29 protein-coding genes are annotated in these 26,016 nt (G+C 64.3%); 14 read left to right on the top strand and 15 right to left on the bottom strand.

Features of this window, described 5'->3' with window-relative positions; translation table 11 throughout:
• Positions 1-9: 9 nt before the first annotated feature.
• Positions 10-996 (top strand): LysR family transcriptional regulator, encoded by a 987-nt coding sequence (locus AC1DPX_RS12975; protein WP_202358673.1) that lies wholly within the window; start codon positions 10-12, stop codon positions 994-996.
• Here the strand turns inward: AC1DPX_RS12975 and AC1DPX_RS12970 are convergent.
• Complete coding sequence (locus AC1DPX_RS12970) at positions 993-1,721, bottom strand: SDR family oxidoreductase (RefSeq protein WP_202358674.1); 729 nt, start codon at positions 1,719-1,721, stop codon at positions 993-995. The two genes, AC1DPX_RS12975 and AC1DPX_RS12970, sit on opposite strands and share 4 nt — an antisense overlap.
• A gap of 127 nt (positions 1,722-1,848) precedes the next feature.
• Positions 1,849-2,304, bottom strand: coding sequence for a MarR family winged helix-turn-helix transcriptional regulator (locus tag AC1DPX_RS12965; protein ID WP_202358675.1), 456 nt, complete (start codon positions 2,302-2,304; stop codon positions 1,849-1,851).
• A 65-nt stretch (positions 2,305-2,369) separates the two neighbouring features.
• On the opposite strand from AC1DPX_RS12965, the gene AC1DPX_RS12960 reads away from it, so the two are divergent.
• The gene (locus tag AC1DPX_RS12960) at positions 2,370-2,843 is read left to right on the top strand and encodes a cupin domain-containing protein (protein WP_202358676.1); all 474 of its coding nucleotides are present in this window, start codon (positions 2,370-2,372) and stop codon (positions 2,841-2,843) included.
• Between the two features lie 234 nt (positions 2,844-3,077).
• Complete coding sequence (locus AC1DPX_RS12955) at positions 3,078-3,677, top strand: YdeI/OmpD-associated family protein (RefSeq protein WP_202358677.1); 600 nt, start codon at positions 3,078-3,080, stop codon at positions 3,675-3,677.
• Here AC1DPX_RS12955 and AC1DPX_RS12950 read toward each other — a convergent pair.
• Positions 3,656-4,627: a LysR family transcriptional regulator gene (locus AC1DPX_RS12950; protein WP_477237089.1), complete on the bottom strand. Its 972-nt coding sequence runs from the start codon at positions 4,625-4,627 to the stop codon at positions 3,656-3,658. The two genes, AC1DPX_RS12955 and AC1DPX_RS12950, sit on opposite strands and share 22 nt — an antisense overlap.
• Positions 4,628-4,753: 126 nt before the next feature.
• Between AC1DPX_RS12950 and AC1DPX_RS12945 the strand changes: the two genes are divergently transcribed.
• From AC1DPX_RS12945 to AC1DPX_RS12935, 3 genes are read left to right on the top strand one after another with little or no spacing between them, the layout of a single operon-like run.
• A complete protein-coding gene (locus AC1DPX_RS12945; protein ID WP_096448274.1) occupies positions 4,754-5,233 on the top strand; it encodes a carboxymuconolactone decarboxylase family protein in 480 nt (159 codons plus the stop codon).
• A gap of 60 nt (positions 5,234-5,293) precedes the next feature.
• Complete coding sequence (locus tag AC1DPX_RS12940) at positions 5,294-6,046, top strand: SDR family oxidoreductase (protein WP_477237087.1); 753 nt, start codon at positions 5,294-5,296, stop codon at positions 6,044-6,046.
• 56 nt (positions 6,047-6,102) lie between these two features.
• Positions 6,103-6,522, top strand: a complete 420-nt coding sequence (locus tag AC1DPX_RS12935) for a cupin domain-containing protein (RefSeq protein ID WP_477237085.1) — start codon at positions 6,103-6,105, stop codon at positions 6,520-6,522.
• A gap of 102 nt (positions 6,523-6,624) precedes the next feature.
• On the opposite strand, the gene AC1DPX_RS12930 is transcribed toward AC1DPX_RS12935, so the two are convergent.
• Positions 6,625-7,113, bottom strand: a complete 489-nt coding sequence (locus AC1DPX_RS12930) for an RrF2 family transcriptional regulator (protein WP_202358682.1) — start codon at positions 7,111-7,113, stop codon at positions 6,625-6,627.
• Positions 7,114-7,346: 233 nt separating this feature from the next.
• On the opposite strand from AC1DPX_RS12930, the gene AC1DPX_RS12925 reads away from it, so the two are divergent.
• Together AC1DPX_RS12925 and AC1DPX_RS12920 are read left to right on the top strand one after the other, a co-directional pair.
• The gene (locus tag AC1DPX_RS12925) at positions 7,347-8,045 is read left to right on the top strand and encodes an SDR family oxidoreductase (RefSeq protein WP_477237083.1); all 699 of its coding nucleotides are present in this window, start codon (positions 7,347-7,349) and stop codon (positions 8,043-8,045) included.
• 17 nt (positions 8,046-8,062) lie between these two features.
• The gene (locus tag AC1DPX_RS12920) at positions 8,063-8,692 is read left to right on the top strand and encodes an NADPH-dependent F420 reductase (protein ID WP_477237082.1); all 630 of its coding nucleotides are present in this window, start codon (positions 8,063-8,065) and stop codon (positions 8,690-8,692) included.
• A 159-nt stretch (positions 8,693-8,851) separates the two neighbouring features.
• Here the strand turns inward: AC1DPX_RS12920 and AC1DPX_RS12915 are convergent, their stop codons facing one another.
• Positions 8,852-9,205, bottom strand: a complete 354-nt coding sequence (locus tag AC1DPX_RS12915; protein WP_477237080.1) for a hypothetical protein — start codon at positions 9,203-9,205, stop codon at positions 8,852-8,854.
• A 26-nt stretch (positions 9,206-9,231) separates the two neighbouring features.
• Positions 9,232-9,543: a hypothetical protein gene (locus AC1DPX_RS12910; RefSeq protein ID WP_202358686.1), complete on the bottom strand. Its 312-nt coding sequence runs from the start codon at positions 9,541-9,543 to the stop codon at positions 9,232-9,234.
• A 357-nt stretch (positions 9,544-9,900) separates the two neighbouring features.
• Between AC1DPX_RS12910 and AC1DPX_RS12905 the strand changes: the two genes are divergently transcribed.
• The gene (locus tag AC1DPX_RS12905; protein WP_477237078.1) at positions 9,901-11,523 is read left to right on the top strand and encodes an ABC-F family ATP-binding cassette domain-containing protein; all 1,623 of its coding nucleotides are present in this window, start codon (positions 9,901-9,903) and stop codon (positions 11,521-11,523) included.
• Between the two features lie 39 nt (positions 11,524-11,562).
• On the opposite strand, the gene AC1DPX_RS12900 is transcribed toward AC1DPX_RS12905, so the two are convergent.
• Together AC1DPX_RS12900 and AC1DPX_RS12895 are read right to left on the bottom strand one after the other, a co-directional pair.
• Complete coding sequence (locus AC1DPX_RS12900; RefSeq protein ID WP_477237076.1) at positions 11,563-13,101, bottom strand: winged helix-turn-helix domain-containing tetratricopeptide repeat protein; 1,539 nt, start codon at positions 13,099-13,101, stop codon at positions 11,563-11,565.
• A 335-nt stretch (positions 13,102-13,436) separates the two neighbouring features.
• A complete protein-coding gene (locus AC1DPX_RS12895; protein ID WP_477237511.1) occupies positions 13,437-14,570 on the bottom strand; it encodes an alpha-hydroxy acid oxidase in 1,134 nt (377 codons plus the stop codon).
• A 137-nt stretch (positions 14,571-14,707) separates the two neighbouring features.
• On the opposite strand from AC1DPX_RS12895, the gene AC1DPX_RS12890 reads away from it, so the two are divergent.
• The gene (locus AC1DPX_RS12890) at positions 14,708-15,346 is read left to right on the top strand and encodes a TetR/AcrR family transcriptional regulator (protein WP_477237074.1); all 639 of its coding nucleotides are present in this window, start codon (positions 14,708-14,710) and stop codon (positions 15,344-15,346) included.
• Positions 15,347-15,440: 94 nt separating this feature from the next.
• Here AC1DPX_RS12890 and AC1DPX_RS12885 read toward each other — a convergent pair whose 3' ends face one another.
• From AC1DPX_RS12885 to AC1DPX_RS12875, 3 genes are all read right to left on the bottom strand, one after another.
• On the bottom strand, positions 15,441-16,268 hold the full coding sequence (locus AC1DPX_RS12885) for a class II aldolase/adducin family protein (protein WP_477237072.1): 828 nt from the start codon (positions 16,266-16,268) through the stop codon (positions 15,441-15,443).
• Positions 16,269-16,516: 248 nt separating this feature from the next.
• Entirely contained in the window at positions 16,517-16,954 is a 438-nt protein-coding gene (locus tag AC1DPX_RS12880) for a VOC family protein (RefSeq protein WP_477237070.1), read from the bottom strand.
• 129 nt (positions 16,955-17,083) lie between these two features.
• Positions 17,084-17,524 (bottom strand): lipid-binding SYLF domain-containing protein, encoded by a 441-nt coding sequence (locus tag AC1DPX_RS12875; protein WP_202358693.1) that lies wholly within the window; start codon positions 17,522-17,524, stop codon positions 17,084-17,086.
• 270 nt (positions 17,525-17,794) lie between these two features.
• Here AC1DPX_RS12875 and AC1DPX_RS12870 point away from each other — a divergent pair, with 270 nt between their 5' ends.
• Both AC1DPX_RS12870 and AC1DPX_RS12865 read left to right on the top strand, forming a co-directional pair.
• Complete coding sequence (locus AC1DPX_RS12870; RefSeq protein WP_477237509.1) at positions 17,795-18,157, top strand: hypothetical protein; 363 nt, start codon at positions 17,795-17,797, stop codon at positions 18,155-18,157.
• A 111-nt stretch (positions 18,158-18,268) separates the two neighbouring features.
• Positions 18,269-18,439 carry a hypothetical protein gene (locus AC1DPX_RS12865; RefSeq protein ID WP_202358695.1) on the top strand — a complete coding sequence of 57 codons (171 nt, stop codon included), beginning with the start codon at positions 18,269-18,271 and terminating at the stop codon, positions 18,437-18,439.
• Positions 18,440-18,520: 81 nt separating this feature from the next.
• Here AC1DPX_RS12865 and AC1DPX_RS12860 read toward each other — a convergent pair whose 3' ends face one another.
• The 3 genes from AC1DPX_RS12860 to AC1DPX_RS12850 all read right to left on the bottom strand — a co-directional run bounded on the left by AC1DPX_RS12860 (position 18,521) and on the right by AC1DPX_RS12850 (position 21,657).
• A complete protein-coding gene (locus tag AC1DPX_RS12860; protein ID WP_477237068.1) occupies positions 18,521-19,162 on the bottom strand; it encodes a glutathione S-transferase family protein in 642 nt (213 codons plus the stop codon).
• A gap of 138 nt (positions 19,163-19,300) precedes the next feature.
• A complete protein-coding gene (locus AC1DPX_RS12855) occupies positions 19,301-20,017 on the bottom strand; it encodes a hypothetical protein (protein WP_477237066.1) in 717 nt (238 codons plus the stop codon).
• A 68-nt stretch (positions 20,018-20,085) separates the two neighbouring features.
• Complete coding sequence (locus tag AC1DPX_RS12850) at positions 20,086-21,657, bottom strand: FAD-dependent monooxygenase (protein WP_477237064.1); 1,572 nt, start codon at positions 21,655-21,657, stop codon at positions 20,086-20,088.
• 232 nt (positions 21,658-21,889) lie between these two features.
• Between AC1DPX_RS12850 and plsY the strand changes: the two genes are divergently transcribed.
• Together plsY and AC1DPX_RS12840 are read left to right on the top strand one after the other, a co-directional pair.
• Positions 21,890-22,537 carry a glycerol-3-phosphate 1-O-acyltransferase PlsY gene (plsY, locus tag AC1DPX_RS12845; protein ID WP_477237062.1) on the top strand — a complete coding sequence of 216 codons (648 nt, stop codon included), beginning with the start codon at positions 21,890-21,892 and terminating at the stop codon, positions 22,535-22,537.
• Positions 22,538-22,635: 98 nt separating this feature from the next.
• Positions 22,636-23,196 (top strand): hypothetical protein, encoded by a 561-nt coding sequence (locus AC1DPX_RS12840; protein ID WP_477237060.1) that lies wholly within the window; start codon positions 22,636-22,638, stop codon positions 23,194-23,196.
• Positions 23,197-23,282: 86 nt separating this feature from the next.
• On the opposite strand, the gene AC1DPX_RS12835 is transcribed toward AC1DPX_RS12840, so the two are convergent.
• Positions 23,283-25,886: a bifunctional diguanylate cyclase/phosphodiesterase gene (locus AC1DPX_RS12835; RefSeq protein ID WP_477237059.1), complete on the bottom strand. Its 2,604-nt coding sequence runs from the start codon at positions 25,884-25,886 to the stop codon at positions 23,283-23,285.
• Positions 25,887-26,016 lie beyond the last annotated feature (130 nt).

Below are 26,016 nucleotides of genomic sequence, written 5' to 3'. Positions count from 1 at the left end.
GGCCAGACGATGCATCCAAGACTGCTCAAAACCTTCCTCGCGGTGGCGCGCAGCCGCAACGTCACGCGTGCCGCCGAGGCGGTTCATCTCGCGCAGTCGAGTGTCAGCGACCAGATTCAGGCGCTGGAGGCTGAGCTTGGCGCTGCCTTGTTCACACGCTCGAAGTACGGCCTTGAACTGACGCCGGCGGGACTGGCGCTGAAGCCGATCGCAGAAGAGCTGCTGCGGCTCGACGGCGAGGCGCGCGCGGCGGTGCTGGCAGCTGGCGGCCAGACCAGCGGGGCGCTGACCATCGGTGCGCTGGAAACGATCGCCTCGGCCCGGCTGGCGCCCTGGCTGGCGGGGTTCCAGGCCAGTCATCCCGACATCACCGTGCGCATCAAGGTGACCGACAGCGGCACGCTGCGGCGCCTGCTGGAGGACGGCGACATCGACGTCGCCTTCTGCTTCGAGCGTCGCGACGGTGCGAAGGACAACGATGAACGCCTGGCCAGGCGCACGATAGGGACCGAACCCCTGGTTCTGGTCGCGGCTCCGGGGCAATCCACCGCGCCGCGTGACCTCGCAGACCTTGCCGCGCTGCGTTTCGTGGTGACGGAGCCCGGTTGCATCTACCGGCACATGTTCGACACCGCTTTTGCCGAGGCGGATATGGCTCCGCCCAAGCCTGCGGCCGAAGTCGGCAGCATCGGCGCCATTGCCCGGCTGGTGGCGGCGGGTGCCGGGCTCGGCCTCATTCCCCGTCTCGCCGTCAGCGATGCGCTGGCGCGCGGCGATCTCGTCGAACTGCCGTGGCCCGCCCCGGCACAGGCGGCACCGCTGACGATGATCTGGCGACGCCGGCGCATCCAGCCGCCGGCATTGCGGCACTTGCTCGCCGCCGCGCGCAACACGCTGATGCCGGAACGCCAGGAGGCGGGTTCAGGTCTCGATTCGGCTGACAGCTCCAAAGCCTTGTTTCCAAACAATTCCCTGGCGAAGGCTGCGGCTGGTTAAACCAGCCGGTGTCCGCCTTCGACATGCAGCGTCGTCCCGGTGGTAAAACCATTGCCGATCAGGAAGAAAATAGCGTCGGCGATGTCTTCGGGCTGGCCGACCCGGCCGACCGGCAGCCGTTCGGCCATCGCGGTGAGCATCTCGGCCTTCCTGTCGCCGGCGACCTGCGCCCAGATCTCGGTGTCGACCCAGCCGGGCGAGACGGCGTTGGCGCGGATCGGCGCGAGTTCGACGGCCAGCGCCCGCACCAGCCCTTCGAGCGCGGCGTTGACGGCGGCGACGACCGTGCCGCGCGCGGCCGGCCGGTAGGCTGCGATGCCGGAGACGAATGTCAGCGAGCCGCTCGCGGCAAGGCGTGGCGCGCCGTGCTTGGCAAGCAGCAGCGGGCCGAAGAGCTTGCTGTCGACCATGCGCTGCGCCGCCTTGAGGTCAAGCTCCGGCAGCAGCCTGTAAGCGCCTTCTATGTCGGCCGCCGTGCTGACGATGTGATCGAGGCCACCGATCTCGGCGAACAGCGCCGCGACCTGGTCTTCCCTGGCGATGTCGACGACAGCAACGTCGAGGCCCGCGGGATTGCCAAGCCCCTCACGCGCCTGTCGCAGCCTCTGCTCGCCGCGCCCGGCAATGATCACCGTGGCACCAGCCTCGACGCAACGTGTGGCCAGCGCCAGGCCCATGCCGGAGCCGCCACCGACGATCAGGATCTTCTGGTTCGAAAGGTTCATGTCGCTCTGCCTTTTCTGGATTGGACAAGGGCAGGGGAATGGCAGCTCGGTGCGCCTGGAGGAAACGGAAGAAACCGATGGCGCCATCGGAAATGCCGATGATGCCGCGCACGAAAACCGTTTTCGGTCAGCGCACCAGCGGACTATCCCAGACGGCAAACAGCAGCGCTTTCAGCTGGGCAAAGCGCTCCGGCCCGAGTTCGGTGCGCCACTCCTCCTCGATGTCGCGCAATATGTCGACCATCTTCCAGAAAGCGGCGTGGCCGCGTTCGGTGGCGTGGACCACGCGCGCGCTGCCTTCGCCGTCGGAGCGGACGATGTAGCCGTAGCCTTCGAGGCTGCTGAGCAACTGGTTGATCGCCTGTTTGCTCATGCCGGCACGCTCGGCGATGGTGCCGGGGCGCGCGCCGTCCGGGCCGGGAAACTGCAGCACGGCCATATGCGGCAGACGCAATTCGTCGAAACCGGCGGCGTTGAGCTCCTTGATCAGCCGGCGCTGGATGGCCTGCGCCGGCACGCGCAGGAGGGCGCCGATCAAGAGGTCTTCGGTCTTGGTCTGGAGAACTTCGGTGGAGGTGGCCATTGACGATCCGGTAAATTGAGTTTACTGGTAGGTAGTAAATGTAATTTACCGGAGGGGTTTGCGCAATGTCGGCCATGGATCTTCAGGTCAACCCAGCCCATGAGACCATCGGCACCAAGGGGCTGTCGGTCCGCTTCCTGGTGTCGGGCGAAAATTCGAACGGCAGTGTCGCCACCTTCGAACTGATGGTGCCAAGCGCCCAGCGCTTGCCCGCTCCGGCGCACAGCCACGATCACTACGAGGAAACGATCTACGGCATCGATGGGGTTTTGACCTGGACCGTGGACGACAAGGCGATCGAGGTTGGGCCGGGGGAGGCGCTGTGCATTCCACGCGGCGCCGTCCATCGCTTCGACAATAATGGCACCAGGGATGCCAAGGCGCTGTGCGTCATCACGCCGGCGGCGATCGGTCCGCACTATTTTCGCGAGGCCTTCGGCTTGCTCAACGCCGCCGCCGGCGGGCCGCCGGACAAGGCTGCGATGATGGAGATCATGCGCCGTCACGGCCTGACGCCGGCAGCCCCGCCTCCGGCCTGACGCGGCTGCAGGGGCAGTGCGCGCCTTATAGCAGGGTGAAAGGAAGTGTCGTGGTCCCTCCGTCGGGCGGTTGCACTCTTGCGGCAGCACGGCAATGAATCGTGTGTCCCTGCTTCGCCACTGCTGACGGAAACTGGCAGTGGGGCCGTGCCATGATGCGCGGAATCGCAGGATGACGGAGGCCGAGATGACAGGGACTTCAGCGACAACAATTCTGAACCGGCAGGCCCGCTGATGGCGCCGGTCAAGGTCGATCCCGACAAGGTCCGGGAATTTGCCGACGCGGCGAGTTTCTATACCTGGCTCGGCCAGCACCACGCCACGGAAACCGAAGTGTGGATCAAGGTGCACAAGGTCGGGTCAGGGCTGAAGTCGATCACGCCGAAGGAGGCTATCGACGTCGTGCTGTGCTTCGGCTGGATCGACGCGGTGCGCAAAGGGCTGGACGAGAACAGTTTTCTCCAGCGCTACACGCCGCGCGGCAGGAAGAGCATCTGGAGCAAGATCAATGTCGACAATGTCGCGCGGCTGGTCGAGGAGGGCCGCATGACCGGGCATGGGCTCAGAGAGGTGGAGGCCGCCAAGGCCGACGGACGCTGGACGCGCGCCTATGGCAGCGGCAAGGAGATGAAAATCCCCGACGATCTGCAGGCAGCCATCGATGCCGAGCCGGCGGCCAAGGCGATGCTGGAAAAGCTCAGCGCGCAGAACCGCTTCTCGCTCGCTTTCCGCACTCACAACATGAAGACCGAAGCCGGCCGCAAGAAGAAGATCGAGACCTTCGTGGCGATGCTGAAACGTGGCGAGACGATCTATCCGCAGGGCAAGAAGTAGGAGCCTTCGGACGCGGGAAGGAGGGGCGATGGTTCAGTCCGCGAGGGGGCTGACGACGCCATTAAGATATCGCCGCGTACGGCCTGGACAAGAAAGTCGAGAACCGTTGTCACCCGCAGCGGCATATTCCGGCGCGATGGGTAGACGAGGTTGATCGGCAGGCGCGTCGGCGGAAAATCCGGCATCAGTTTCACCAGCCTGCCGGCCTCGATGTCCGGCCCGGCCAGAATGTGGGAGAGCACCGCAAGCCCGGCTCCTGCCAATGCCGCGCGATGGACGGCCATTGAATTGTTGGCGACAAGGCGGGGCTCGATACGCAGAACAACCTCATCAGCTCCGCTGGAGAACGACCATGACCGGCCGTCGCCGCCACGGCTGTAACAGATGCAGGCGTGATCCCTGATGTCCTGCGGCACTCGCGGTTTGTCGCGTCCCTCGAGATAGGCGGGCGAGGCCACGAGAAAGGCGGTTGTCCAGCCGATCCGGCGGCACATCAGGCTGCTGTCGCCGACCGGCCCGAGGCGCACCTCGAGATCGATTGCGTTGGCGACCAGATCCGACGGCCCGTCGCGAAGGACGAGCTCGAGTTGCAGGTCGGGATGGCGTTGCAGCAGGCTTGCCAGGCGGTCGCTGATGAAGAAGCCGAGCGGCGTCGGCAGGCTGAGCCTCACCTTTCCGGATACGGCCGCGGCTTCCGCGCCGCCGGCCTCGCCGAGCGCTTCGACCGCTTCGATGACACGCAGCGCCATCGGCAACATCCGTTCACCCTCCGCCGTCAGGGCGAGCGCGCTGGTCGTTCGATGCAGAAGGCGGGTCTTCAGATGCGCCTCCAGCGCCGAAACCTGCCGGGATACCGCCGGCTGCGTCAGATCGAGGTCGATGGCGGCCGCCGAGAAGGATTTCGTCTGCGCCACGCGCAGGAACGTTCGCAACGCCGATACGACATCCATCCTCGCCTCATACTTTTCGACATAAGCCTTATGTCCGCATCCTAGGCGGGTGGCGCTTTACTGTCCAGCTATTATGGATATTAAATATCCTTAAGGACACAAGATATCCTCAAATAAGGAAGAGCCATGACACAGCGCCTCAACGCCGCGCAACAATCGCCCGAATTGTTCAAGAAGCTCATCGATCTCAGCATGGCCGAGACACGCGGCGCCATCGAAGAGAAAATCCGGGATCTGGTCCACATCCGGGCCTCCCAGATCAATGGCTGCGCCTTCTGTCTCGACATGCATGTCAAGGAAGCCAAGATCCATGGTGAGAGCGAGCTGCGGCTCCATCATGTCGCCGTCTGGCGGGAATCGACCCTTTTCATTCCCCGTGAACGCGCCGCCCTTGCCTGGACCGAAGCCGTCACGAAGCTCCCGGAAGGCGGTATCCCGGACGAGCTCTATGAGCGCGTGCGCGGGCAGCTTTCGGAAAAGGAAATTTCCGACCTCACCTTCTCGGTCATGGCCATCAACGCCTGGAACCGCGTCAACGTCGCCTTCAGGACCGTGCCCGGCTCCGCGGATAAGGCCTACGGCCTCGACAAGGCCGGCCTGAACTAAACCTTTCCCTGGCAATCAATCGAAGCGGCGCGGCGGGGCGCCAGCAAACGGAGACATCCTATGAAAATCGTCATCATCGGCGGCACCGGCCTCATCGGTTCCAAGACCGCCGAACGCCTGCGCAGGCAAGGCCACGAGGTGATCGCGGCCGCGCCGAACACCGGCGTCAATACCATCACCGGCGACGGCTTGCCGGAAGCGCTCGCAGGCGCTGAGGTGGTGATCGACCTCGCGAACTCACCCTCCTTCGAGGACAAGGCGGCGATGGACTTCTTCGAGACGTCGGGCCGCAACCTGCTCGCCGCGGACAAGGTCGCCGGCGTCAGGCACCATATCGCGCTCTCGGTCGTCGGCACCGAACGGCTGCAGGACGCCGGCTATTTCCGCGCCAAGCTCGTCCAGGAGAATCTGATCAAGGCTTCCGGCATTCGCTACACCATCGTTCATTCCACGCAGTTCATGGAATTCCTGGCGGGCATCGCCAAATCGGGCACGGTTGGCGATGCGGTGCGCCTGTCGCCGGCCTATGTGCAGCCCATCGCATCCGACGACGTCGCCGAAGTGATGGCCGGGGTCGCGCTCGCCGCGCCGATCAACGGCACGATCGAGATTTCCGGTCCCGAGCGGGTGCGGATGAGCGAACTCGTCGCCCGCTATCTCAAGGCTGTAGGCGATCCCCGCGAGGTCCTGGCCGATCCGGAGGCGCTCTATTTCGGCGCGCGGCTCAACGACACTTCGTTGGTCTCAGACAACAATCCCCGCCTTGGCCGGATCACCTTCGAACAATGGTTCGCCACCTCGGCGCGGAAATGACCGCCGGGATGCTCCGTGGCTCAGGCACAGCACTCGACACACAAAGGAGTTTTCAAATGATCAGGTCAATCATCACCGCCCTCGTCATGACGTCGGCCCTTGCAGGTACGGCCAAAGCCCACGATGCCGGCGAGAAGGCGGCCAAGGTCACCGTCGTCTACGAGCATGAACTGCCGAATGTTCCGGGCAAGAGCATCAAGGGTATTCTGGTCGAGTACGGCCCCGGCGGCACCTCGCCGGCACACACCCATCCGACCTCCGCCTTCATCTATGCGACGGTCCTGGAAGGCTCCATCCGCAGCCAGGTCAATGATGACCCGGTCAAGGTCTACAAGGCCGGCGAAAGCTTTTCGGAGATGCCGGGCGATCGCCACAGCGTGAGCGAGAACGGCAGCGAGACGGAGCCAGCGAAGCTGCTGGCGGTGTTCGTGGTCGATACCGCCCAGAAGGAACTGACCTATCCGGTCAAGAAGTAGGCGCAAAGGGCCGGGCGCCTCGCCGGCGCCCGGCCGCATTCAAATCATGCGACGTTCGATCCGCGATGAGAGTGACCAGCCGCCGCGATCATGCGGTCCTGATCACCCGGCGCGCTCAAGCACCCATTCGAAGCTACTTTTCCAAAGGTCCGCCGGGATGTCCAGGGCCAGCGCTTCAGTGAGGTCGGAAAGCCGGACGCTGCGCAATTTTGCACGCCAGGCCTCGTCGGCTTCCCACATGATGCGCGCCACCGGGCAAGGGCCCCTTTCGCAATAACCCTGGGGACGACACGGATTGTTCTCGCGGATGTTGTTGCACACAAATGTCCGCGCCTTGCCCTCCACCGCCTCCACTATGTCGAGGAAGGTCAGCTCGGCCGGCGGCCGCGCCAGCCGGTATCCGCCCGACGGACCCAGCGTCGTATCGACCAGACCCGCCTGCGACAGGCTTTGCAGCGCCTTGGAGAGATATTCCTTGGGAAGGCCGTGGAATTCGGCAAGCGCCTTGGTGGAGAGATAACGCCCTTCAGGCAGGCCGGCGAGAATGGCGCAGCAGTGCAGTGCCCATTCGACTTGGCTTTTCAGGATCATCCAGGGATTCCAGCCGACCGCATTCTATTAAGGATATGAAATATCCCTATTCTGCCCCTGTGTAAACAGACAGGTGCTGGCGGGGCGGGAATCAGCGTGGTTCATTGGTCGCGGCCCGATTCCCGCGCAATCCAACTCATGCACTCCATCGCACAATGACTGCGATCTCCACCGCCTAATAAACCAATTCCGCCTGTGCCATCTTTCCCCGAGACGACATACGAGGCATCCCCATGACCACACACCCCAACAAAGTCGCCCTCATCACCGGCGCCAATCGCGGCATCGGGCTGGAGACCGGCCGCCAGCTGGCGAAGCTCGGCTTCACGGTGCTGCTCGGCGTGCGCGATCCGGCCAAGGGCGAAGCGGCGGCCAAAGGGCTCGACGGCCATGCCGAGGCTATCGCGCTMGATGTCGCTACACCTGATGCGGCTGCAAGGGCTGCCGAAGACGTGCAGCGCCGGTTCGGCCGGCTCGACGTGCTGATCAACAATGCCGCCATCCATTACGACACCGGCTCGCGCGCCTTGCGGCCCGACTGGACTGTCATCCGCGAGGCGTTCGAGACCAATGTCTTCGGCGCCTGGCGGGTGGCGGCTGCCTTCGCGCCTCTGCTCAAGGCCGGCGGTCACGGAAGGCTGGTCAATGTGTCTTCCGAAGGTGGCTCTCTGGCTTCGATGGGGGCGGGCGCGCCGGCCTATTCGACATCGAAGGCGACGCTCAATGCGCTGACCTGCGTGCTGGCGGCGGAATTGCGCGGCTCCGGCGTGCTGGTCAATGCCATCTGCCCGGGCTGGGTCGCCACCGACATGGGCGGGGCGGGCGGACGCCCGGTGGCGCAAGGGGCGGCCGGCATCGTCTGGGCCGCGACCTTGCCGGATGACGGCCCGACCGGTGGCTTTTTTCGCGACGGCAAAAGACTGCCGTGGTGAGCGAACAGGAGGCGAAGATGAGAATAGGAATTCTGGGCGCCGGCATGATCGGCGGCACGGTCGGTCGGCTGTGGGCTGAGGCCGGCCATGATGTGACCTTCGGCGTGCGGCATCCCGAGCGGCTGCGCTCGATGCTTTCCGGCCTTGGCGGCAAGGCCAGGGCCGGTTCGGCCCTCGATGCCGTTGCCGGCGCGGATGTCGTTCTGGCCGCGATCCCGTTTCGGGCCTGGCCCGGTGTCGCGGCCGAGATCGCGGCAGCGCTCGGCGACAAGGTGTTGCTCGACGCCACGGTGCCCGATCCGCCGCGCGACGGCGCCTTCGGCGACGCCGCACTTGCCCGCAAGGACGGCGTGGCTTTTGCCGTCGCGCCGCTCTTGCCGCGTGCAAAGCTGGTTCGCGCCTTCAGCACCGTGATGTGGACGACGCTGCAATCGCAGGCGCATCGCGCCGGCGACAGGATCGGCATTCCGCTCGCCGGCGATGACGAAGGGGCCGTCGCCCTGGCCGCGCGGCTGGTGAGCGATGCCGGCTTCGATCCGGTCGTGGTCGGACCGCTGTCGCAAGCTCGCCGCTTCGATCCCGGCACATCAGTCTTCGACAGCGGCATGAGCGGGCCACAGGTTCGGGCGGCGCTTGGCCTTATGTGAAGCGCTTCACGATCTGAATCGTGGAATCGCCGTAAGCGCCTGTTTTGACGAACTTTCAGCGAATCTCACTTGCCTTGTCGCGCACAAGAAAAAGCCGCCCTCGCTTTTCAGCGAATGGCGGCCTTTTCCCGGGAGGATGTCAGAAAGAAAGATTGGCGATCATGCCGCCTTGGCGTGCTTGTGGGTACGCTTGTGGGTGTGCTTCCTGGCGACGGGCCGGTGGTGATGCTTCTTGCCCGCGTGCCGGTGGGCGTGCTTGCGCCCATGCCGGTGGTGCTTCTTGTGGTGCCGGTGACGCTTGTGTGCGGCCGCCTTGACCGGCGTCTTCGCCGCGTCCACGGCAGCGGGAGCCGCCGGCGCCGGAGCAGTCGCGGGTGCGGGCGTCGTCGTCGGAGCGGTGGTTGTCGCCGGAGCGGTCGTCGTCGTGGCCGCCGCATTGGCGGTGCCTACAACCGGCATGGCCAGACCGAGCGCAATGGCGAAACCGAGGGCGGAGAGGAAGGGCTTGTTCATGATGGGCTTTCCTTTGATGGCTGCTGTCACTGGTCGAGGTCGACCGGTGTCACTCCAAGAAGTTTCAGGGCGTTGGCGTAGGTCCGGATGCCTTGCGCTTCCTTGCGCTCGGCACAGAACCGGTTCGCCTTGTCCTGCAGTGCCGTTGCCGTGGCGATCTGGCTGGCGCTGGCACCGGGTTCGGCTTTGGTGCGAATGGCTCCGTCGAGTTGAGAACCGAGCCGGCTGCAATATTCGCTCCGGGTAACCGCCGCCTCCGCACCCGAATGCGCGACCGCAAGCATGGCGAGCGAAATGCCTGCGAGGGCACCCATCCATCCGGTCGAACGTCGTTGCATTGTCGGGACCATCCCTTTGCGTTCATGTGGCGACCGCTGTCCGGGGGCCACGAGGATGGTTATGCCTGACGATCTTTTCGCCAGTTTTTCCCGCATGTTGAATCTTGTTTCTGAAGTGTGTCTGGCTCTCACCCTCCCCCTCGTGGGGAGGGTCGCTCCGCGCAGCGGAGCGGGGTGGGGGTCTTTTTCAGCGCCGCCCCCCCACCCCGTCCCACCGACCTTGCTTCGCAACGCCAGTGTGCCGACCCTCCCCACAAGGGGGAGGGTGAAGCGCTGCTTGCGCCTCTTCCTTTGGCGCCGTCCTTCGCGTAAGGCGCCGGGCAAATCCTTTCAGCGCAGGCATAGTCCGGAAATCGCATGATCAGACTTGAAAGCATCAGCAAGCAGAACGGCCGCCAGCTTGTCTTCATCGAGGCGTCGGCTTCCCTGCAGAAGGGCGAGAAGGTCGGCCTTGTCGGGCCGAACGGCGCCGGCAAGACGACCTTGTTCCGCATGATCACCGGCCAGGAGCAGCCCGACGAGGGCCAGGTGCAGGTCGATCGCGGCGTGACCATCGGCTATTTCAGCCAGGATGTCGGCGACATGGCGGGCCACAGCGCTGTCGCCGAAGTGATGAACGGCGCCGGGCCGGTGAGCGATGTGGCGGCCGAGATGGCCGAACTGGAAGCGGCCATGGCCGATCCCGACCAGGCCGACCGGATGGACGAGATCATCGAGAAATATGGCGAGGCGCAGCATCGCTTCGAGGAACTCGACGGCTATGCTCTGGATGGCCGGGCGCGTGAGGTGCTGGATGGTCTGGGCTTTTCCCAGGAGATGATGGACGGCGATGTCGGCAAGCTGTCGGGCGGGTGGAAGATGCGCGTGGCACTGGCCCGCATCCTTCTGATGCGGCCCGACGTCATGCTGCTCGACGAACCGTCCAACCATCTGGACTTGGAAAGCCTGATCTGGCTGGAGCAATTTTTGAAAGGCTATGAAGGCGCGCTCTTGATGACATCGCACGACCGCGAGTTCATGAACCGCATCGTCAACAAGATCGTCGAGATCGATGCCGGTTCGCTCACCGCCTACTCCGGCAATTACGAATTCTACCAGCAGCAGCGGGCGATCGCCGACAAGCAGCAGCAGGCGCAGTTCGAGCGCCAGCAGGCGATGCTGGCCAAAGAGATCGCCTTCATCGAGCGCTTCAAGGCGCGCGCTTCCCATGCCGCACAGGTGCAGAGCCGCGTGAAGAAGCTCGACAAGATCGACCGCGTCGAGCCGCCCAAACGCCGCCAGGTGGTGAATTTCGAATTCCAGCCGGCGCCGCGTTGCGGCGAGGACGTCGTCACCTTGAAGAATGTCCACAAGGCCTATGGCAGCCGCACCATCTATGAGGGGCTGGACTTCCAGGTCCGCCGCCGCGAGCGCTGGTGCATCATGGGCGTCAACGGCGCCGGCAAGTCGACGCTGCTCAAGCTGGTGGCCGGCGCCTCCGATCCCGACACCGGCACGGTGGCGCGGGGGCCGAGCGTGAAGATGGGCTATTTCGCCCAGCACGCCATGGAGTTGCTCGAAGGCGAGCGCACCGTGTTCCAGACGCTGGAAGACAATTTCCCGCAGGCCGGCCAGGCGCCGCTTCGCGCGCTCGCCGGCTGTTTCGGCTTTTCCGGCGACGAGATCGAGAAGAAGTGCCGCGTCCTGTCAGGCGGCGAGAAGGCGCGGCTGGTGATGGCGCTGATGCTGTTCGATCCGCCCAATCTCCTGGTGCTGGACGAGCCGACCAACCACCTCGACATCGCCACCAAGCAGATGCTGATCGAGGCGCTGTCGCAGTATGAGGGCACCATGCTGTTCGTCTCGCACGACCGGCATTTCCTGGCCGCGCTGTCGAACCGCGTACTGGAGCTGACGCCGGAAGGCATCCACACCTATGGCGGGGGCTATACCGAATATGTCGAGCGCACCGGGCAGGAGGCGCCGGGGCTGCGGAGCTGAGCGGCGGATCCGGTACACGGATAGCCCCGGTCTCGTCGATCAGTCGAGACCGGCGACGCGCAACCCCTCGATATAGCGCGCCCGGTCCTTCTCGTGGACGATGGGGTGGTATTTCTCGACCCAGTCCACGGACACGGTTGGATGCAGGCGCCGCGTCTGCGCCAGCGCGTGGGCGGCGGCGGCGCGATCGCCCGCCATGCCGGCCGAGGCGGCGTATGTGCGCCAGGCCGTCCCGAAATTCTGCCTGAGATCAACCGCCCGCCGTTCGAACTCGGCAGCCTCGGCATAACGCCCGGCCATGAAATGACAGAGCCCGGTGACGGAAAGGCTGCCCGCCTGCGTGAAGTCGCGCGGGCTGAGGCGGTCGGCCAATGCGACATGGTGCAGGCCGTCGTCGGGCATGCCGGCATAGGCATAGGTCGATCCAAGGATCATATGCGCGTAGGCGAGGCTTGGATTGAGGGTAATCGCCTCGGACAGAGCCCTCACGGCCGGATCGAAACGGCGCGAGGCCATATGCACGAAGCCCGTCGCGAAGTGCGTCCACGGGTCCTCCGGGTCGCTGCGGATCGCCCGCTGCGCCATGTCGTGGGCGGTCGGCAAGGCGGCCTGGGCATCAGCCAGTCCAAGCATCGCCTTTGCCGCCAGGCCCCAGGCGATCAGGCAATTGGCGCGCGGATAATCGGGGTCGATGTCGATGGCTTTTTGGAGCAGCGGCTCGGCGATCTCGAAATCCGGCAGGGAGGCCCAGGTCCAGACATAGGGCATTGCCTTCATCACGAAGCCCCAGGCGTCGAGGCTGCCGGGCGACCGGCTCTGGAAACGCTCCTGTTCGGCGACGTAGAGCCTGGGCTCGATGGCGCCGATGACGCTTTGGGCGATCTCGTCCTGCAACGAGAAGAAATCGGCGATCTCCGCATCGTAGCGCTCGGCCCAGATCTGGCGCGCGGCGTCGGCGTCGCTCAGCCTGGCGTTGATCCGCAGACGCTGTCCGGATCGGCGCACGCTCCCGTCGAGCACATAGCGCACGCCGAGCTCGCGGCCGATCTGCTTCACGTCGACCGCCTTGCCACCATAGGTGAAAGACGAGTTGCGGGCCGAGACGAAGAGCCAGCGCAGCCGCGCCAGGCGAGTGATGATGTCTTCGGCAAGGCCATCGCCGAAATATTGCTGCTCGGCGTCGTCGCTGAGGTTGGCAAAGGGCAGCACGGCGATCGAGGGCCCGGCCTCGGCGCTATCGGTCGCGACCGCGGCCGCGTCGAGGCAATCCACCGCGCCACCGAAGCGATAGCCGATCCGGGGGATGGTCGCGATCCATTCGGCATCGTCGGGCCCCGGCCCAAGCAGTTTGCGCAGCAAGGCAATCTGGACGGACAGGTTGCTTTCCTCGACCGCCGCGTGCGGCCATGCCGCGTCCATCAGCGTCGCCTTTGACAGGACTTCGCCCGGTCGGTCCACCAGTGCCGCCAGCAGCCGCACGCCGCGATAGCCGACCGGAACGGGGACGCCCTGCCGAAGCAGCGTTCCCGCCTCCGGGTTAAGCTCGAACGGACCGAATGCGAACCGTTTCCCCACCATGGCGCAAAATAGCATCTTTTCGCAGCTTTTCGGAACTATTCGGTCGTGCACCCGGGACGAAATCCGCCCACCGGGCTCATCCTGTCCCTGTGTTTGGAGACAGGAGAACCCCAATGTCCGCAGTTGCCTTTGACCGTATCAGGTTCGAGACCGAGGCCAGCCAAGCGGTTCCAAAGAGCAGCCGGTGTCCGCGCGAGGAAGAATTCCGCGCCGCCCTCGACCGCTATATGGCGGACTACATCGCCTGCCAGAAACGCCGCGACATCGGGCGCCACGGCGATGCCGAATGCCACAGGGACGGCGCGCGAGTGGCGGTGCCGCCCGGGCAGACCAGGCTAGTTCAGCACCCGCTCGTCGACTTGGTCGATGCTTGTCATGCCTGTCAGCGCCATGGTGACGGACAGTTCCTTGCGGAGGATCTCGATGGCGGTCGCCACACCGGCCTCTCCGCCGGCGCCGAGGCCGTAAATATAGGCTCGGCCGACCAGGCAGCCCCTGGCGCCAAGAGCGAGCGCGCGCATGACATCCTGGCCTGACCGCACTCCGCCATCGAACAGCACCTCGGTTTGGGAACCCACCGCTTCAACAATGTTCGGCAGCCGGGAGATCGTCGATGGCGCGCCATCCAGCTGACGGCCGCCATGATTGGACACGACGATCGCATCGGCGCCGACCTTGCCGGCGATGCGCGCATCGTCCACGTCGAGAATGCCCTTGATGATCAGCTTGCCCGGCCAGATGCTCCTGATCCACTCGACGTCATTCCAGTTCAGCGAGGGATCGAACTGATGCGACACCCAGTCCGCGACTTCCTTGATGCCTTGCTCGCCTTTTACACGGCCGGCCAGGTTGCCGAACGTCCAGCGCCTGGCAGCCAGCATCCGCCGGGTCCAGCCGGGCTTGGTCGCCATGTTGAGCAGATTTCGCAGTTTCAGCGACGGCGGAACCGAAAGCCCGTTCTTGACGTCGGCGTGCCGCTGTCCCAGCACCTGCAGGTCCACGGTGAGCACCAGCGCGCTGCAGCGGGCAGCGAGCGCCCGCTCGACGAGCGAGCGCACGAAGCCACGGTCCTTCATCACATAGAGCTGGAACCAGAACGGCTTGCCGACCGCCTCGGCAACGTCCTCGATCGAGCAGATCGCCATCGTTGCGAGCGTATAGGGGACGCCGGCCGCCTGCGCGGCGCGACAGGCATGGATCTCACCGTTGGCCCATTGCATCCCGCCAAGGCCGATCGGCGCCAGCGCGATCGGCAGCGAAACCGTCTCGCCAAGGATCGTTGTCGCGGTTTCCCGTTGCGAAACGTCGACCAGCACGCGCTGGCGCAGGGTGAGGCGCTCCAGGTCGGCCCTGTTGGCGCGCAAGGTTTGTTCCGAGTAGGCGCCTGCCTCGACATAGTCGAAAAAGGCCCGGGGGACGCGGCGGCGGGCAGCCTGCCGCAGATCCTCGATGCAGGTCATGGTCTTCAGCGGCAAGAGGGCCGGTCGCGTCTTGGACCGGTCGCGAACTGCCGCGGCTTCACTGAGTTGTCCAAGGTCAGGTACTGCGGTGATCAGCCTGTCCATCGTCGCCTCCCATTTAATATTAGATATGGCTTATACATTGAATGTCGGGTACGCGCGGATGTAAACTCACTAGCGAGTATACATTCATCGGCGTCAGCCCCGTGCCCAGATCCTCCGACCGGACCCGACCAGACATATTGCAGGCGGCGTACAAGCTCTTTCGCCGCCGGGGATTCTTTCGCGTCGGCATGGACGAGATCGCGCGCGCCGCCGGCGTCACCAAGCGTACGCTCTACTATCATTTCGACAGCAAGGACGCGTTGCTGACCGCGGTGCTGGCATCACAGCACGAGCGGGCGTTCGGCGAGTTCCAGACCTATGGCATCGACCTGTCGGGCGGTCCGGAGCAGCTGATCGACAAGCTGTTCGGCGGACTGGCGCGGTGGTCGGCCAAACCGCGCTGGGCGGGATCGGGATTTACCCGGCTGGCAATCGAACTTGCCGACCTCTCGGGGCATCCCGCACGCTCGATGGCACGCCAGCACAAAGGCCTGATGGAGCAGCAACTGGCAACCCTTCTCGCCGAGGCAAAAGTGGCGTCGCCGCGCGAGCGGGCACGCGAGCTGTTCCTGCTGGTGGAGGGGGCGATGGTCATGCTGCTGATCCATGGCGACCAAGACTATTGCGACGCCGCGGCCGAGGCTGCCAAACGGCTGGTCGTGGACAGACCGGCCGTTTGAAGCGGATGTTCAGCCTTCGTCGGGCAGTACCACCGCGGGCTCTAACCCTTTGTTTCGACGCAATTCCCAAGGGAAAGCGCTACGCGCTTTTGCTCTAGCCAAGCAGGTCGGGCTGCTGCCTGAGGATGCGGTCGTGGAGCGGCTGGCACTGAAACCAGCCGGCGTGGGGCGTGCCGTTCACCGCCCGGGTGGCTTTGGCGTTTTCCGGGTCGACCTGCAGGGGCGTCCCAACACTTTCGGCGAGGAATTGCGCCTGGCAACACCGTTCCATCGAGATGAACCACCAGACGGCCTCGTCGACGGTCTGGCCAACCGTCAGCAGGCCATGATTGCGCAGGATCGCCGCCTTGTGGCCACCGAGGCTCTCGGCGATCCGCGCTGCCTCGCTCGCGTCGGTGACCAGCACCCGCGTGTCATCGAAGAAGACGTGATCCTCATAGAAAGCGCAGGCGTCCTGCGTGATGGGATCGAGCAACCGGCCGACCGCCGACCAGGCCTTGCCATAGATGGAATGAGCGTGCGCGGCCGCCACCACATCCGGCCGCGCCGCGTGGATCTGGTGATGAATGGCGAATGCGGCGACATTGACGGGCATCGTGCCCTCGACCACGGCGCCCGCGCCGTCGACCCGAATTAGATCCGAGACGGTAACGTGCGCGAAATGCATGCCGAACGGATTGACCCAGAATGTATCGGTGAATTCCGGGTCACGGGCGGTGATATGCCCGGCGACGCCCTCGCTGAAGCCCAGCGCCGCGAATATGCGGAAGCCTGCGGCAAGCCTTTCCTTTCGGTGCTGTCGCTCCTGTTCGAGGTTGTCGAAGATGGGTGGCCCGCGCAGCTTGAACAGCGGCCCATAAGCTGCCCGCTTGCTTGCGGCCAGATCGCTTTCGGTGTCCGGAATTGCTGTGACGATGTCCATGACGCTCTCCCTAGGGCTGCACCGCCGGCATGACGGCTGGCCCCAGATTGGGGGAGCTTGGGAGCGGCGTATCAAGGTCTCCGCAAATTGTTCCGAATTCTTCCGAATAGGTGCGAACTGTTGCATGGCGTGGCCATGATCAGTCCAACCTCCCGGTGCTGGACGAGCCGACCAACCACCCGACACGCACGCTTTGTCGGACGCGCTCGCCGATATTGGCCGCCCTTCGCCATTGTCGTCGTTTGCGCTCAGCCGAGTTCCTGGGCGAGGCCGATGAGAAGGCCTCCGGGTCCACGAATGTAGCAGAGCCGGTACACGTCCTGGTAGTCGACGACGTCGCCGACAAGTTGCGCGCCGCGATTGCGGAGCCTTTCAAGCGTGTCGTCTATGTCGTCCACGGTGAACATGACGCGGAGGTAGCCCAGGGCGTTGACCGGAGCATTGCGGTGATCCGCGACGACCGGCGGCGTGAGGAAGCGGGACAGTTCGAGCCGGCTGTGGCCGTCCGGCGTGCGCATCATGGCAATCTCGACGTGCTGGTTGCCGAGTCCCGTGACGCGTCCGGCCCATTCGCCTTCGATCGTGGCCCGGCCTTCGAGTTCAAGGCCGAGCTCGTGAAAGAAATCGATCGTCTCCGCGAGGTCATCGACGACGATTCCGACATTGTCCATCCGTTTGAGCGCCATGCATCCAACCTCGTGCCTGGATCAAAAGCTTATCAGTCTTCCACCCTGGAAAAGGCGGCTGTCGAGCCGACGCCGCCTTCTCGAGTTTCCGTCCGGCCTCTTGCCGTCGAAGGAATGGGAGAGGGCCCCTTACCTGAGCGAGATGGCCAGGCCGCTGAGATCGGCGTTGACCTGAAGGCCGACCTGCTTGCCGGACAATTCGAGCTGGGCGCCCTTGTCATTGGTCATGACGATCACCTGGGCACCCTTGCCCAGCGTGCCGCCGCCGCCCGCCGCACCGTAGACCCCCGTCACATCGCGGGCGCGCTTGACATGGCGCACGGTGCCGCGAAAGTAGGTCTTGGAAACGCCGAAGGCGAGGCCGCCCGAGACGCCGCCGATCGAGATGGGATAGGTTTTGCCGTGGAAGGTGAACGTGCCTTCGCCGCCGGAGCCGCCGACGAAGAAAGCCGCCTTGTAGACGGCAAAGCGGATCGTGCCGCTGTCGGCATGCGCGGCGCTGGCAAAGCCGATGCCCGCCGTGGCGATGGCGGCAACCGCGATTCTACGAAATCCGGACGAAATATTCATGATGAGAGCTCCTTGAGGTCGCCGCTTTGCCGGCTGGGATGTCAGCGTCGTGTCAAAGTTCCAACTGAACAGTCTCGCCCGTCATTTGGTTCCCGGCACGCGGCCTGAATATGGCGCAGAGAAAATCGACACGAGGCGAAGCCTATGGCAAGTGCAAGGGTGGGATATCGCGTATACGTGATTGGCTGGCGGGCTCCGCCAGGTACAGGGCGCCATTTTTGCTACGCGCGCGGAATCCAGGATGATGCAACCCACGGGAAGGGCTTGGGGATGAGAATTGCGATGGAAATTGCAATGTCCGCATTGGCCGCGACTTTGGCTGGATGCGCTACCTCTCCCGTCGATTATGGCGCGTCGCTTTCGCCGCAAGACCCGAAATGGGCGTCGCCGCAATGCCAGCAGGCCCGCGCTGCGGCCGCGGCCTACGCGGTTCGCGAAAAACAGCACCCGGGCTGGGAATTCGCGGCCCTTGGCCCGTACGGGCTAGGCATCATCGCGGCCACCAAGGAGGCCGAGCAGAAGCAGCGAAAGCTGTTCGCCCGCGACGTGCACCTGCAATGCTCTAGCCTGCCTTTGCCGAAGGAGTTGCAGGGCGATCTGAGCCCGGCGGGCGCAAAGGCGAAATATCCGTAGCGGTGGTGAGCCCTCGAAAGCACTGGCCGCCAGCTTTTATGTCACCAGCCTTTGGAACGTAAATCCATTCGCCAAGTTCTTAGCGTCAGGACAAGCGAAGGGACATCATACATGCTGACTGCCGTTCGAGCCATGATTGGCCAAGCCCGCTTCATCACCGCGAAGAGCGAACCCGAAGCGCAGGGCGCCCGGCAGACGCCGATTTCCAAGGAACTCGAGACCCTGGCCGCTATCCGCCTGACTGACATGGCCGGCCTGGGCGCTTGGTCGCAGGACCGCTGATTGGTTTTGCCACGCAGAGGGCGGACCGCATCGCCTCGGCTGGCAGGCCTGGCATATTTCAAACTTGCTTTCGCTCGGGCCTTATGAGGCGGCGTTGACCGCAAATTGCGCGGCGAAGGCCCTGGCGTAAGCGGGCCGTGCTTCCCCGCGCGCCACATAGGCGGCCAGGTTCTGGTATTCGTCCAGAATGCCCGACATGCGCAGTCGCAGCAGCACCGATACCATCAGCAGATCGCCCGCGCTGAACGCGCCATCGAGCCAGTCGGCGGCGCCGAGATAGACCGAGAGCTGGTCCAGCCGCGCGCGAACACGATCCTTGACCAGCGGCAGCCGCTCCTCGCTCCAGGGCCTGTCGGCTTCGAATATCCTTGCCGTCGTCAAGTCGAGGATCGGCGGCTCGATGGTGTTGAGTGCGGCAAACATCCAGGTGATGGCCCGTGCGCGGGCATCGCCATCCCTGGGCAGCAGCCCCGAATGCCGTTCGGCAAGATGAAAGACGATGGAGCCGGTCTCGAACAGGCACAGGGATCCATCCTCATAGGTGGGGATCTGGCCGAAGGGATGGATGGCCAGATGGTCAGGCGCCTTCATCCCGGCGAAGGAAACAAGACGAACCTCATAGGGCTGCCCCACCTCTTCGAGCGCCCAGCGCACGCGCGTATCGCGCGCCAGTCCCTTGCCGCCATCGGGCGATCGTTCAAAGGCCGTGATGGTGGGGATCATTGGCAGGCTCCGGGTGGTTGGTCGGGTGTCGGTGCTTGGTGGCACTCCAAGGACGAACGGCAGGCGGGACTTCCGACACCCTACCTCGGTTTTCGGCCATTTGATTTTGCGACCCGAACCGAAGGCGCGTGTCCGGTTCTAGCGCAGCAGGCCTTCCGCCTCGAATGTGTCCCAGCCTTCCAGCTTTGGCGCTGGAGCGCCATCCCTTCCGGAATTCCTGGCGCTGCGCGCCTTGCGCTCTCGTTTTCCCGCTCGCGTCAGAGCGGCCTTGCCGGCACCGCGTCGTCTGTTTTCGGATACCTCCTGCGCGTCCTCCTCGCGCCAGGCGCTCGCCAGGTCGCGATCGAGAATGTCCTCGATGTGGCGCGGATCGAAGACATGGAAGGTCACCGCCTTGGATCGCCCGCGCATCTTGACTGTGCGGGTGCCGATGCTCTTCAGTCGACCGTCCTTCAGCCATTTGTGGCGCTCGCGGGCGGAGATGGTGAGAATGTCCTCCGCCTCGCGCGGCAGAACAGCCAGCGTTTCGATGCCCTCCAGCGTCCTGAAGATGATCTCAGAGGCGGCCTGGAACGCCTCCGCGTCGGTTCGCAACATGCGCAATACGATCCTACCCGTCTCAGCCTTGGCAAACTTCCTCACTGCCCACGGCAGACGGGCTCGAATTTCGCGTTCGATCCCCTTCAGGCGCAAGGCGGAGCCAAGTGTTGCCGATGGCGGCAGCGGCCATTCCGCAACCACTGACGCTTTAGCGGTGCCCACGCCTTGCTCGGATGTGCGATCGGGCGCGGCGGCAATTGTCGCAACGATGCCGCTCAGGATCTTCCGCAGGGAATTTCGCTTCTTCGCTGCCATGTTTCATGTTCGCTCATCAGGTGCCTTTGTGGAACGACAGTTCGCACAGCAGACAACCGAAACCAGGCTCAAACAGTTCCTTTAGCACGCACAGGCGGCAATTCAGCTTCGCCAAACCACCGCGCCGCCGCCTGGGCAGTCTCCTTCACGTCAGGCTCAGCATCAGCAGCCCAGGCGACGAAGCCATCGGGGCGCACGAGCAGGGCGCTCAGGCCCAGCCGCTCCCTGGCATCCTGCGCGACATAGCTGATCCGTCCGTTCCAGCGGCTGGCAAGCGCTTGCAGGGGAGGGTGGGCATCGAAGTCCAGCAGCAGGCCTTGCCCGCTCCTCAAGCGTTCGCCGAGCCTCGTCCCGTCGACCAGCTCGAAATCGGGTGCGCTGCGGCCGACCAGCGGGTGGCTGCCGCCGAGATCGTAGCGCAGGGACACGCCCCAGACGCGCTCGGCGAAATAGGTCGCGCCGTCGCCTGTGTCGATGAGGTCGCGGATGATGGCTTCGAGCGCGCGGGAACTGGGGCTCGGCCGCATCAGCGCGACCTGGGCGCGCGACCAGTCAAGGATTTGCGCGCCGACTGGATGCCGCTCATCGAAATAGCTGTCGAGCAGGCCGGCCGGCGCGTTGCCGCGGATGGTGGCTGCAAGCTTCCAGCCAAGGTTCATCGCGTCGCCAAGCCCGAGATTGAGCCCCTGGCCGCCGAGCGGCGAATGGATGTGCGCGGCGTCGCCGGCAAGCAGCACCCGCCCATTGCGATAGGCGGTCGCCTGGTAGGCGCGATCGGTCCAGGTCGTGGCGAGGTTGAGCGCCGTCAGGATGACGTCCGTGCCGGACACGCGGCGCAGCACCGTCTGCACATGTTCCAGCGTGATCGGCTCTGTCCGGTGGAAAGCGGCGCCGTCGAACTCGACCATCGCGATGGTGCCTGGCCGTGAGTAGGTGTACATGCCCGTCGGCGTATAGTGGCGGCCGAGGCTGAGTGTGTCCGGATCGGCCAGTTCGACTTCAACGGAATAACCGGTGAACTCAGCATCGGTGCCGGTGAAGGCAAAGCCGCCAAGCTTGCGGACCGTGCTGCGGCCGCCATCGCAACCGACGAGCCAGCTTGTGTGGAAAGTCTCGCCGCCGGCGCGGACGGTCACGTCCTCGTCCGACTGGTCGAAGCCGTCGACACCAAGGCCGCGCCTGATCTCGACACCCATGGCGGTCGCACGGGTGGCGAGCATGGTTTCCAGATGCTCCATCGCGACCGCCATGCTGGTGCCGGCCGGGCCGGGCAGGCGATAAGGCCATTGCGAGCTGTCGATGGCGTCGAGGTGGAACTGGATGCCGGCGAAATGGCCGCCCGGGCGGGGCGGCTGCCGCATCCAGTGCGCGGCAGCCAATTTGTTGTCGCCAGCGCCATCTTTCGCGGGCGGCGGCGCAACGGCGTCCAGCAGGCCGCGACGGTGGAGGGCCTCGATTGTGGGCACGTTGAGGCCGCGCATGCCGAAGGGCAGCCGCTTCAGCGGCGAGCCGGGATCCTCGGACTTTTCCAGCACCAGCACGCAGAGGCCTGCCAGCCGCAATTCGCGAGCGAGAAACAGGCCGACCGGACCGGCGCCGGCAATGATGACGTCGTTTGAAATTGGGTGGTGGCTGTGCATGAACTACTCCTTGGTCGATGTGTTCGACCGGAGCGTTCCTCGAGTTTGAGAGCCACACGGACGAACGATTGGACGCTTGATCAGCGTCCGATGTTCGTCGCGGGGATCTCGTGCACGAAGCCAAAGACCAGAGCTTCTGTTACCAGAAGGAGTTGGGCTTACCAAACCAACCCTGCCTTTTCCGACAGCGCCGATATAAGGTCGCGGCAATAAATCCGCAACAGGGTGAGCCATGGTTTTCTGGATAATGGGCGTGGCTGGACTGGCGATCGCCTATCTCTTCGGTTCCATCCCTACGGGCTATCTGGCGGGGAAACTGATCAAGGGGATCGATATCCGGGAGCATGGCTCCAGATCCACCGGCGCAACCAACGTCTTGCGGACGCTTGGCAAAGGGCCTGCCTTGGCGGTGCTGCTGGTCGATGTGCTGAAGGGCGCGGCGGCGATCGTCTTTATCCGCTGGCTTTATGCGTTGCCGTTTCTCGCGCCGCCGGCAAGGCTTGATCCGCAAGGCTTCGTGCCCTGGGCCGTGTGTCTCGCCGGACTTGCCGTGTTGCTGGGGCATGGCCGTTCGGTCTGGCTGAATTTCACCGGCGGCAAATCCGCCGCGACGGGGCTCGGCGTACTGCTGGCGCTGTCCTGGTCGATCGGCATGGGGGCCGGGGTGGTTTTCTGTGTCGTGCTGGCAATCTCCAGGATTGTTTCGCTGAGCTCGATGCTGGCGGCGTTGACCGCAATCGTCCTCGTCTGCGCCCTCGAGCAACCGCTGCCCTACCGGCTGCTGGTGATCGCCGGCGGCCTCTACGTGATCGCGCGTCATCGCGCCAACATCCGGCGGCTGCTGGCGGGGACGGAGCCGAGCCTGGGGCAAGGTAGCTAGGAACCGCGGATCTAGATCATCGGTTCACATCCTTACATTCGACACCGTCACGCGGTCAAAGCTGACGGAGGCAGACGCCGAGATCGCGGAGGATGGGGATGCGTGGCTTCTGGTTTGCAGCACTGAACTTGGTGACGATGGTGGCCGCGATGCCCTCCGTTGCCTGCATGATGCCAGCCGAGCGGGATCTGCATGACATCAAATACGCCGACGTTGTCGTCGTTGGCCGGATTGTCGATTATCGGATTGTCCGCGACCCGGTGGCTCGACAACGATATCGCGACATGCTCGCCCGTTCTCCCGAGTTGCGGGAGACTATGCCGAAGGAGCCTCGCAGCTTCATGACGGACTATGCGCGCTTCGACATCGTGGTTGGCGAGATTCTGCGCGGCAAGGCGTCGGACAGGTTGGCTGTGACCTGGGACAATTCCACATTCGGCGAGGCCGACGATTTGGGGTCGGATGCGTTTCTGATCGCGCTGCGCGATCCGAAGTCTCCGATGCCGCCGCTGCGCGGTCCAAGCGCCACGGTTGCGCCCAATCCGGCGCCGGCGACGCTGACAGTGCTGCAGGCGCCTTGCGCGGCTCCGTTCATATTCGAGAGTTCGAGCAAGGAAGCGGCCGAGCTACGCCGGATGTTGGATCGGGAAGCCGAATGACATGTAAGCGGTGACATGTTCGAGTCTGGTTGTGAGGAAACCGCGCACAGGGTGGGACGGCGGCCAAGGGCAACGCCGTAGCGCCACTACCCCACGGCCAGCCATTTGCGCGACAGGGCGAAGGCCTTGAAGGCCCTGGCCTCCATCGGGCGGCCAAAAAGGTAACCCTGCAGGATATCGCAGCCAAGTTCCTTGAGGATGCGCGCGTGCTCCATCGTCTCGACGCCCTCGGCAACCACTTCGATGCCGAGCGATTTGCCGATCTCGATGATCGACGCCACCAGTTGCCGTTGCGCCATCGAGCCGGTGATGGGTGTAATCAGTTGGCGGTCGATCTTGAGGCGGCGCGGCCGCAGTTTGAGCAGCGAGACGATGGAGGCGTGGCCGGTGCCGAAATCGTCGATCTCGATGTCTATGCCGAGCTCCTTGATATGGTCGATGTTCCAGGTGACCAGATCATCGTTTTCATCGAGGAAAATCGACTCCACCAGCTCGAACGACACCGTTCCCGCCTTGATGGCGAGCTTGCGCAGACCCTCGATCAGGTCCCTGTCCTCCAGCCGCCTGGCCGAGACGTTGACCGACACGCGCGGGATGTTGAGATGGCTGCGCGACCAACGCTCGAAATTCTCCAGCGCGTGTTTGAGGACGATGCGGTCGATCAGCGCCACGACATTGAGTTCTTCGGCCACTTTGAGATAGGCGTCGGGGGCCAGGATGCCGCGTCGGGGATGCTTCCAGCGCGACAACGCCTCGACGCCGACGATCTCGAGCGTGTTTGCGTCGAACTGCGGCTGATAGTAGGCGACGAATTCGTTCCGCTCCAGCCCGCCCAGGATCTCGTCGGCGATCTGCTTGGTCCGCACGATCTCGCTCTGCAGCTCCTCGTTGAAGAACTCGTAGCGGTTGCGGCCACGGCCTTTGGCCCGATAGAGCGCGAGATCGGCGTTGACCAGCAACTGCTTGATGTCGATGCCGTTGTTGGCGGCGATGCCGATGCTGACCCCGAAACGGCAGGGATGACCGCGATAATCGACAGGCTGGCGCATGTCCTCGATGATGCGGTCGGCAAGTGCCGACAGTTCGTCGTCGTCAAGCCCACGGCTGACCACGACGAACTCATCGCCGCCGATGCGCGCAACGAAATCGTCACGGCCCGCATTGGCCTGGATAACCTTGGAGGCATGCACCAGCATCGCATCGCCCGCCGCGTGGCCGAGCGTGTCGTTGATCTGCTTGAAGCGATCGAGGTCGAGGTGCAGCAGTGCCGTGCGCCGGTTCGGTTCGCCGTTTTCGACCAGCAGCTCGTCGAGATAGCGGCGGTTGGGCAGGCCGGTCAGCGAATCGTGCAGCGCCACATACTCGATATGGGCCTTGGCGAGATTGAGCTCGGCATTCTTCGATTCCGTCAGCTGGCGCTCGCCAATGAGATTTTCGTTGAGCAGCACGTCGCTGGTGACGTCCCACTCGGCGCCGATCAGCTTGGGGGTTCCGCCAATGTCCTGGAAGTAGGTCGCGCGCGTGCGCACATGGCGGACGGTGCCGTCAGGGTGCAGGAGCCGATATTGTGACGAGTAGGGGCCTTTTTTGGCCGCGGCGAGATCGAAGTCCTGTCTCGCCCTTGCAAGATCCTCAGGATGGATCGCGTGCGCCCAGTCATCATAGCCGCGCGGCTTGCCGTCGGCTGATTTGCCGTAGATTTCGTTGACGCGGTCATCCCACACCATTTCGTTGGTGGTGAGGTCGTGCTCCCAAACGCCGATACCGGAGGCTTCGAGCGCCAGCTCCAGGCGCCCGGACAGGCGTCTCAGCTCCGCGTAGTTTTTCTGCCTTTCGCCGAACAGCCGACCGGCCACCATGATCGGCACCACCACGAGCGCTCCGGCGAGCAACATGAGCGACCGCAAGGTCCACTCGTTGTTCGGAGCCGCCGCCCAGCCGGCCTTCGGTATTGCCGAAATCTGCCAGGAACCCGACGGCAGCTGCACATCGGTCGAGACGGGATTTCCTTCTATGACATTGCCGCCGCCGAAGAAGCGTTCGCCGCCGCCGCCGAGCGCATCCTTGCCGGTGAGCGCGACATCGATGTCGAGATCCGGGTCGGTCAGCCCGCTTGCCGCGTAGAGCCGGTCGACATCGACCACCGCGGAGACGATGCCCCAGAAGCGGTCGCCGCCGCCCGCCGTCGGCACGAACACCGGAATGCGGCCGATGAAGCCGCGGCCGCCTTGGGCAAGGTCTACCGGGCCGGCAAACACCAGCACGCGCTGGTCGCGCGCCCTCAGCGCCGCCATGCGCTGCGCTTCGTTCTTGCGGTAATCGAGCCCGATGGCTTTCTCGTTGCCTTCCATCGGGTACATCAGCGAGATGACCAGGTCGGGTGCCGCGGCAATGTTGCGCAATTGCGATTTCTGCTCGAACAGATTTCCGGCAAGCGAGGCAAATCTCTGCTGGCCCATATAGGGTTCCGTATCGATGGCCGAGACCAACCCCTGAACAAGCTGAAGATTGCCGTTTATGTTGCCTTCGAGCTTGGCGCGGATGATGTTGACCTTGGCCAGCACGTCGGCGCGCGCCAGTTGGTCGGAAACCCTTTTGTTCTGCTGGTCGGCAACGATGGAGCAGACCAAAAGCACGACAAAGGCGATCGCCGCCGGCAAGTTGGCGGAAGAAAAGATGGCCCGTCTCACGCGGCCGAGGCTTAATCCAATGATGGCCAATTCGACCCGGATACCTTTCCTGAACTATAGCTCATCGACCGACTGTAGTAGAAAACGCTTAAATTTGCCCTTCCAGGCTGGTGGCAAGTTTCGGCATCAG

The sequence above is a fragment of the Mesorhizobium sp. 01N446 genome, from assembly GCF_056399285.1.
Note: the sequence above shows the minus strand (reverse complement) of the source record. Positions and strands in the feature narration are given on the sequence as shown.

Bases quoted from the DNA above. Each gene is read 5' to 3' on its own strand.
- plsY (WP_477237062.1), top strand. From the start codon at position 21,890: ATGGTTTTCTGGATAATGGGCGTGGCTGGACTGGCGATCGCCTATCTC.
- AC1DPX_RS12850 (WP_477237064.1), bottom strand. From the start codon at position 21,657: ATGCACAGCCACCACCCAATTTCAAACGACGTCATCATTGCCGGCGCC.
- AC1DPX_RS12970 (WP_202358674.1), bottom strand. From the start codon at position 1,721: ATGAACCTTTCGAACCAGAAGATCCTGATCGTCGGTGGCGGCTCCGGC.
- AC1DPX_RS12950 (WP_477237089.1), bottom strand. From the start codon at position 4,627: ATGGATGTCGTATCGGCGTTGCGAACGTTCCTGCGCGTGGCGCAGACG.
- AC1DPX_RS12945 (WP_096448274.1), top strand. From the start codon at position 4,754: ATGACACAGCGCCTCAACGCCGCGCAACAATCGCCCGAATTGTTCAAG.
- AC1DPX_RS12865 (WP_202358695.1), top strand. From the start codon at position 18,269: ATGCTGACTGCCGTTCGAGCCATGATTGGCCAAGCCCGCTTCATCACC.
- AC1DPX_RS12880 (WP_477237070.1), bottom strand. From the start codon at position 16,954: ATGGCGCTCAAACGGATGGACAATGTCGGAATCGTCGTCGATGACCTC.
- AC1DPX_RS12870 (WP_477237509.1), top strand. From the start codon at position 17,795: ATGAGAATTGCGATGGAAATTGCAATGTCCGCATTGGCCGCGACTTTG.
- AC1DPX_RS12915 (WP_477237080.1), bottom strand. From the start codon at position 9,205: ATGAACAAGCCCTTCCTCTCCGCCCTCGGTTTCGCCATTGCGCTCGGT.
- AC1DPX_RS12960 (WP_202358676.1), top strand. From the start codon at position 2,370: ATGTCGGCCATGGATCTTCAGGTCAACCCAGCCCATGAGACCATCGGC.
- AC1DPX_RS12930 (WP_202358682.1), bottom strand. From the start codon at position 7,113: ATGATCCTGAAAAGCCAAGTCGAATGGGCACTGCACTGCTGCGCCATT.
- AC1DPX_RS12965 (WP_202358675.1), bottom strand. From the start codon at position 2,304: ATGGCCACCTCCACCGAAGTTCTCCAGACCAAGACCGAAGACCTCTTG.
- AC1DPX_RS12885 (WP_477237072.1), bottom strand. From the start codon at position 16,268: ATGGACATCGTCACAGCAATTCCGGACACCGAAAGCGATCTGGCCGCA.
- AC1DPX_RS12890 (WP_477237074.1), top strand. From the start codon at position 14,708: ATGTCGGGTACGCGCGGATGTAAACTCACTAGCGAGTATACATTCATC.
- AC1DPX_RS12905 (WP_477237078.1), top strand. From the start codon at position 9,901: ATGATCAGACTTGAAAGCATCAGCAAGCAGAACGGCCGCCAGCTTGTC.
- AC1DPX_RS12940 (WP_477237087.1), top strand. From the start codon at position 5,294: ATGAAAATCGTCATCATCGGCGGCACCGGCCTCATCGGTTCCAAGACC.
- AC1DPX_RS12840 (WP_477237060.1), top strand. From the start codon at position 22,636: ATGCGTGGCTTCTGGTTTGCAGCACTGAACTTGGTGACGATGGTGGCC.
- AC1DPX_RS12855 (WP_477237066.1), bottom strand. From the start codon at position 20,017: ATGGCAGCGAAGAAGCGAAATTCCCTGCGGAAGATCCTGAGCGGCATC.
- AC1DPX_RS12910 (WP_202358686.1), bottom strand. From the start codon at position 9,543: ATGCAACGACGTTCGACCGGATGGATGGGTGCCCTCGCAGGCATTTCG.
- AC1DPX_RS12975 (WP_202358673.1), top strand. From the start codon at position 10: ATGCATCCAAGACTGCTCAAAACCTTCCTCGCGGTGGCGCGCAGCCGC.
- AC1DPX_RS12920 (WP_477237082.1), top strand. From the start codon at position 8,063: ATGAGAATAGGAATTCTGGGCGCCGGCATGATCGGCGGCACGGTCGGT.
- AC1DPX_RS12935 (WP_477237085.1), top strand. From the start codon at position 6,103: ATGATCAGGTCAATCATCACCGCCCTCGTCATGACGTCGGCCCTTGCA.
- AC1DPX_RS12860 (WP_477237068.1), bottom strand. From the start codon at position 19,162: ATGATCCCCACCATCACGGCCTTTGAACGATCGCCCGATGGCGGCAAG.
- AC1DPX_RS12955 (WP_202358677.1), top strand. From the start codon at position 3,078: ATGGCGCCGGTCAAGGTCGATCCCGACAAGGTCCGGGAATTTGCCGAC.
- AC1DPX_RS12900 (WP_477237076.1), bottom strand. From the start codon at position 13,101: ATGGTGGGGAAACGGTTCGCATTCGGTCCGTTCGAGCTTAACCCGGAG.
- AC1DPX_RS12875 (WP_202358693.1), bottom strand. From the start codon at position 17,524: ATGAATATTTCGTCCGGATTTCGTAGAATCGCGGTTGCCGCCATCGCC.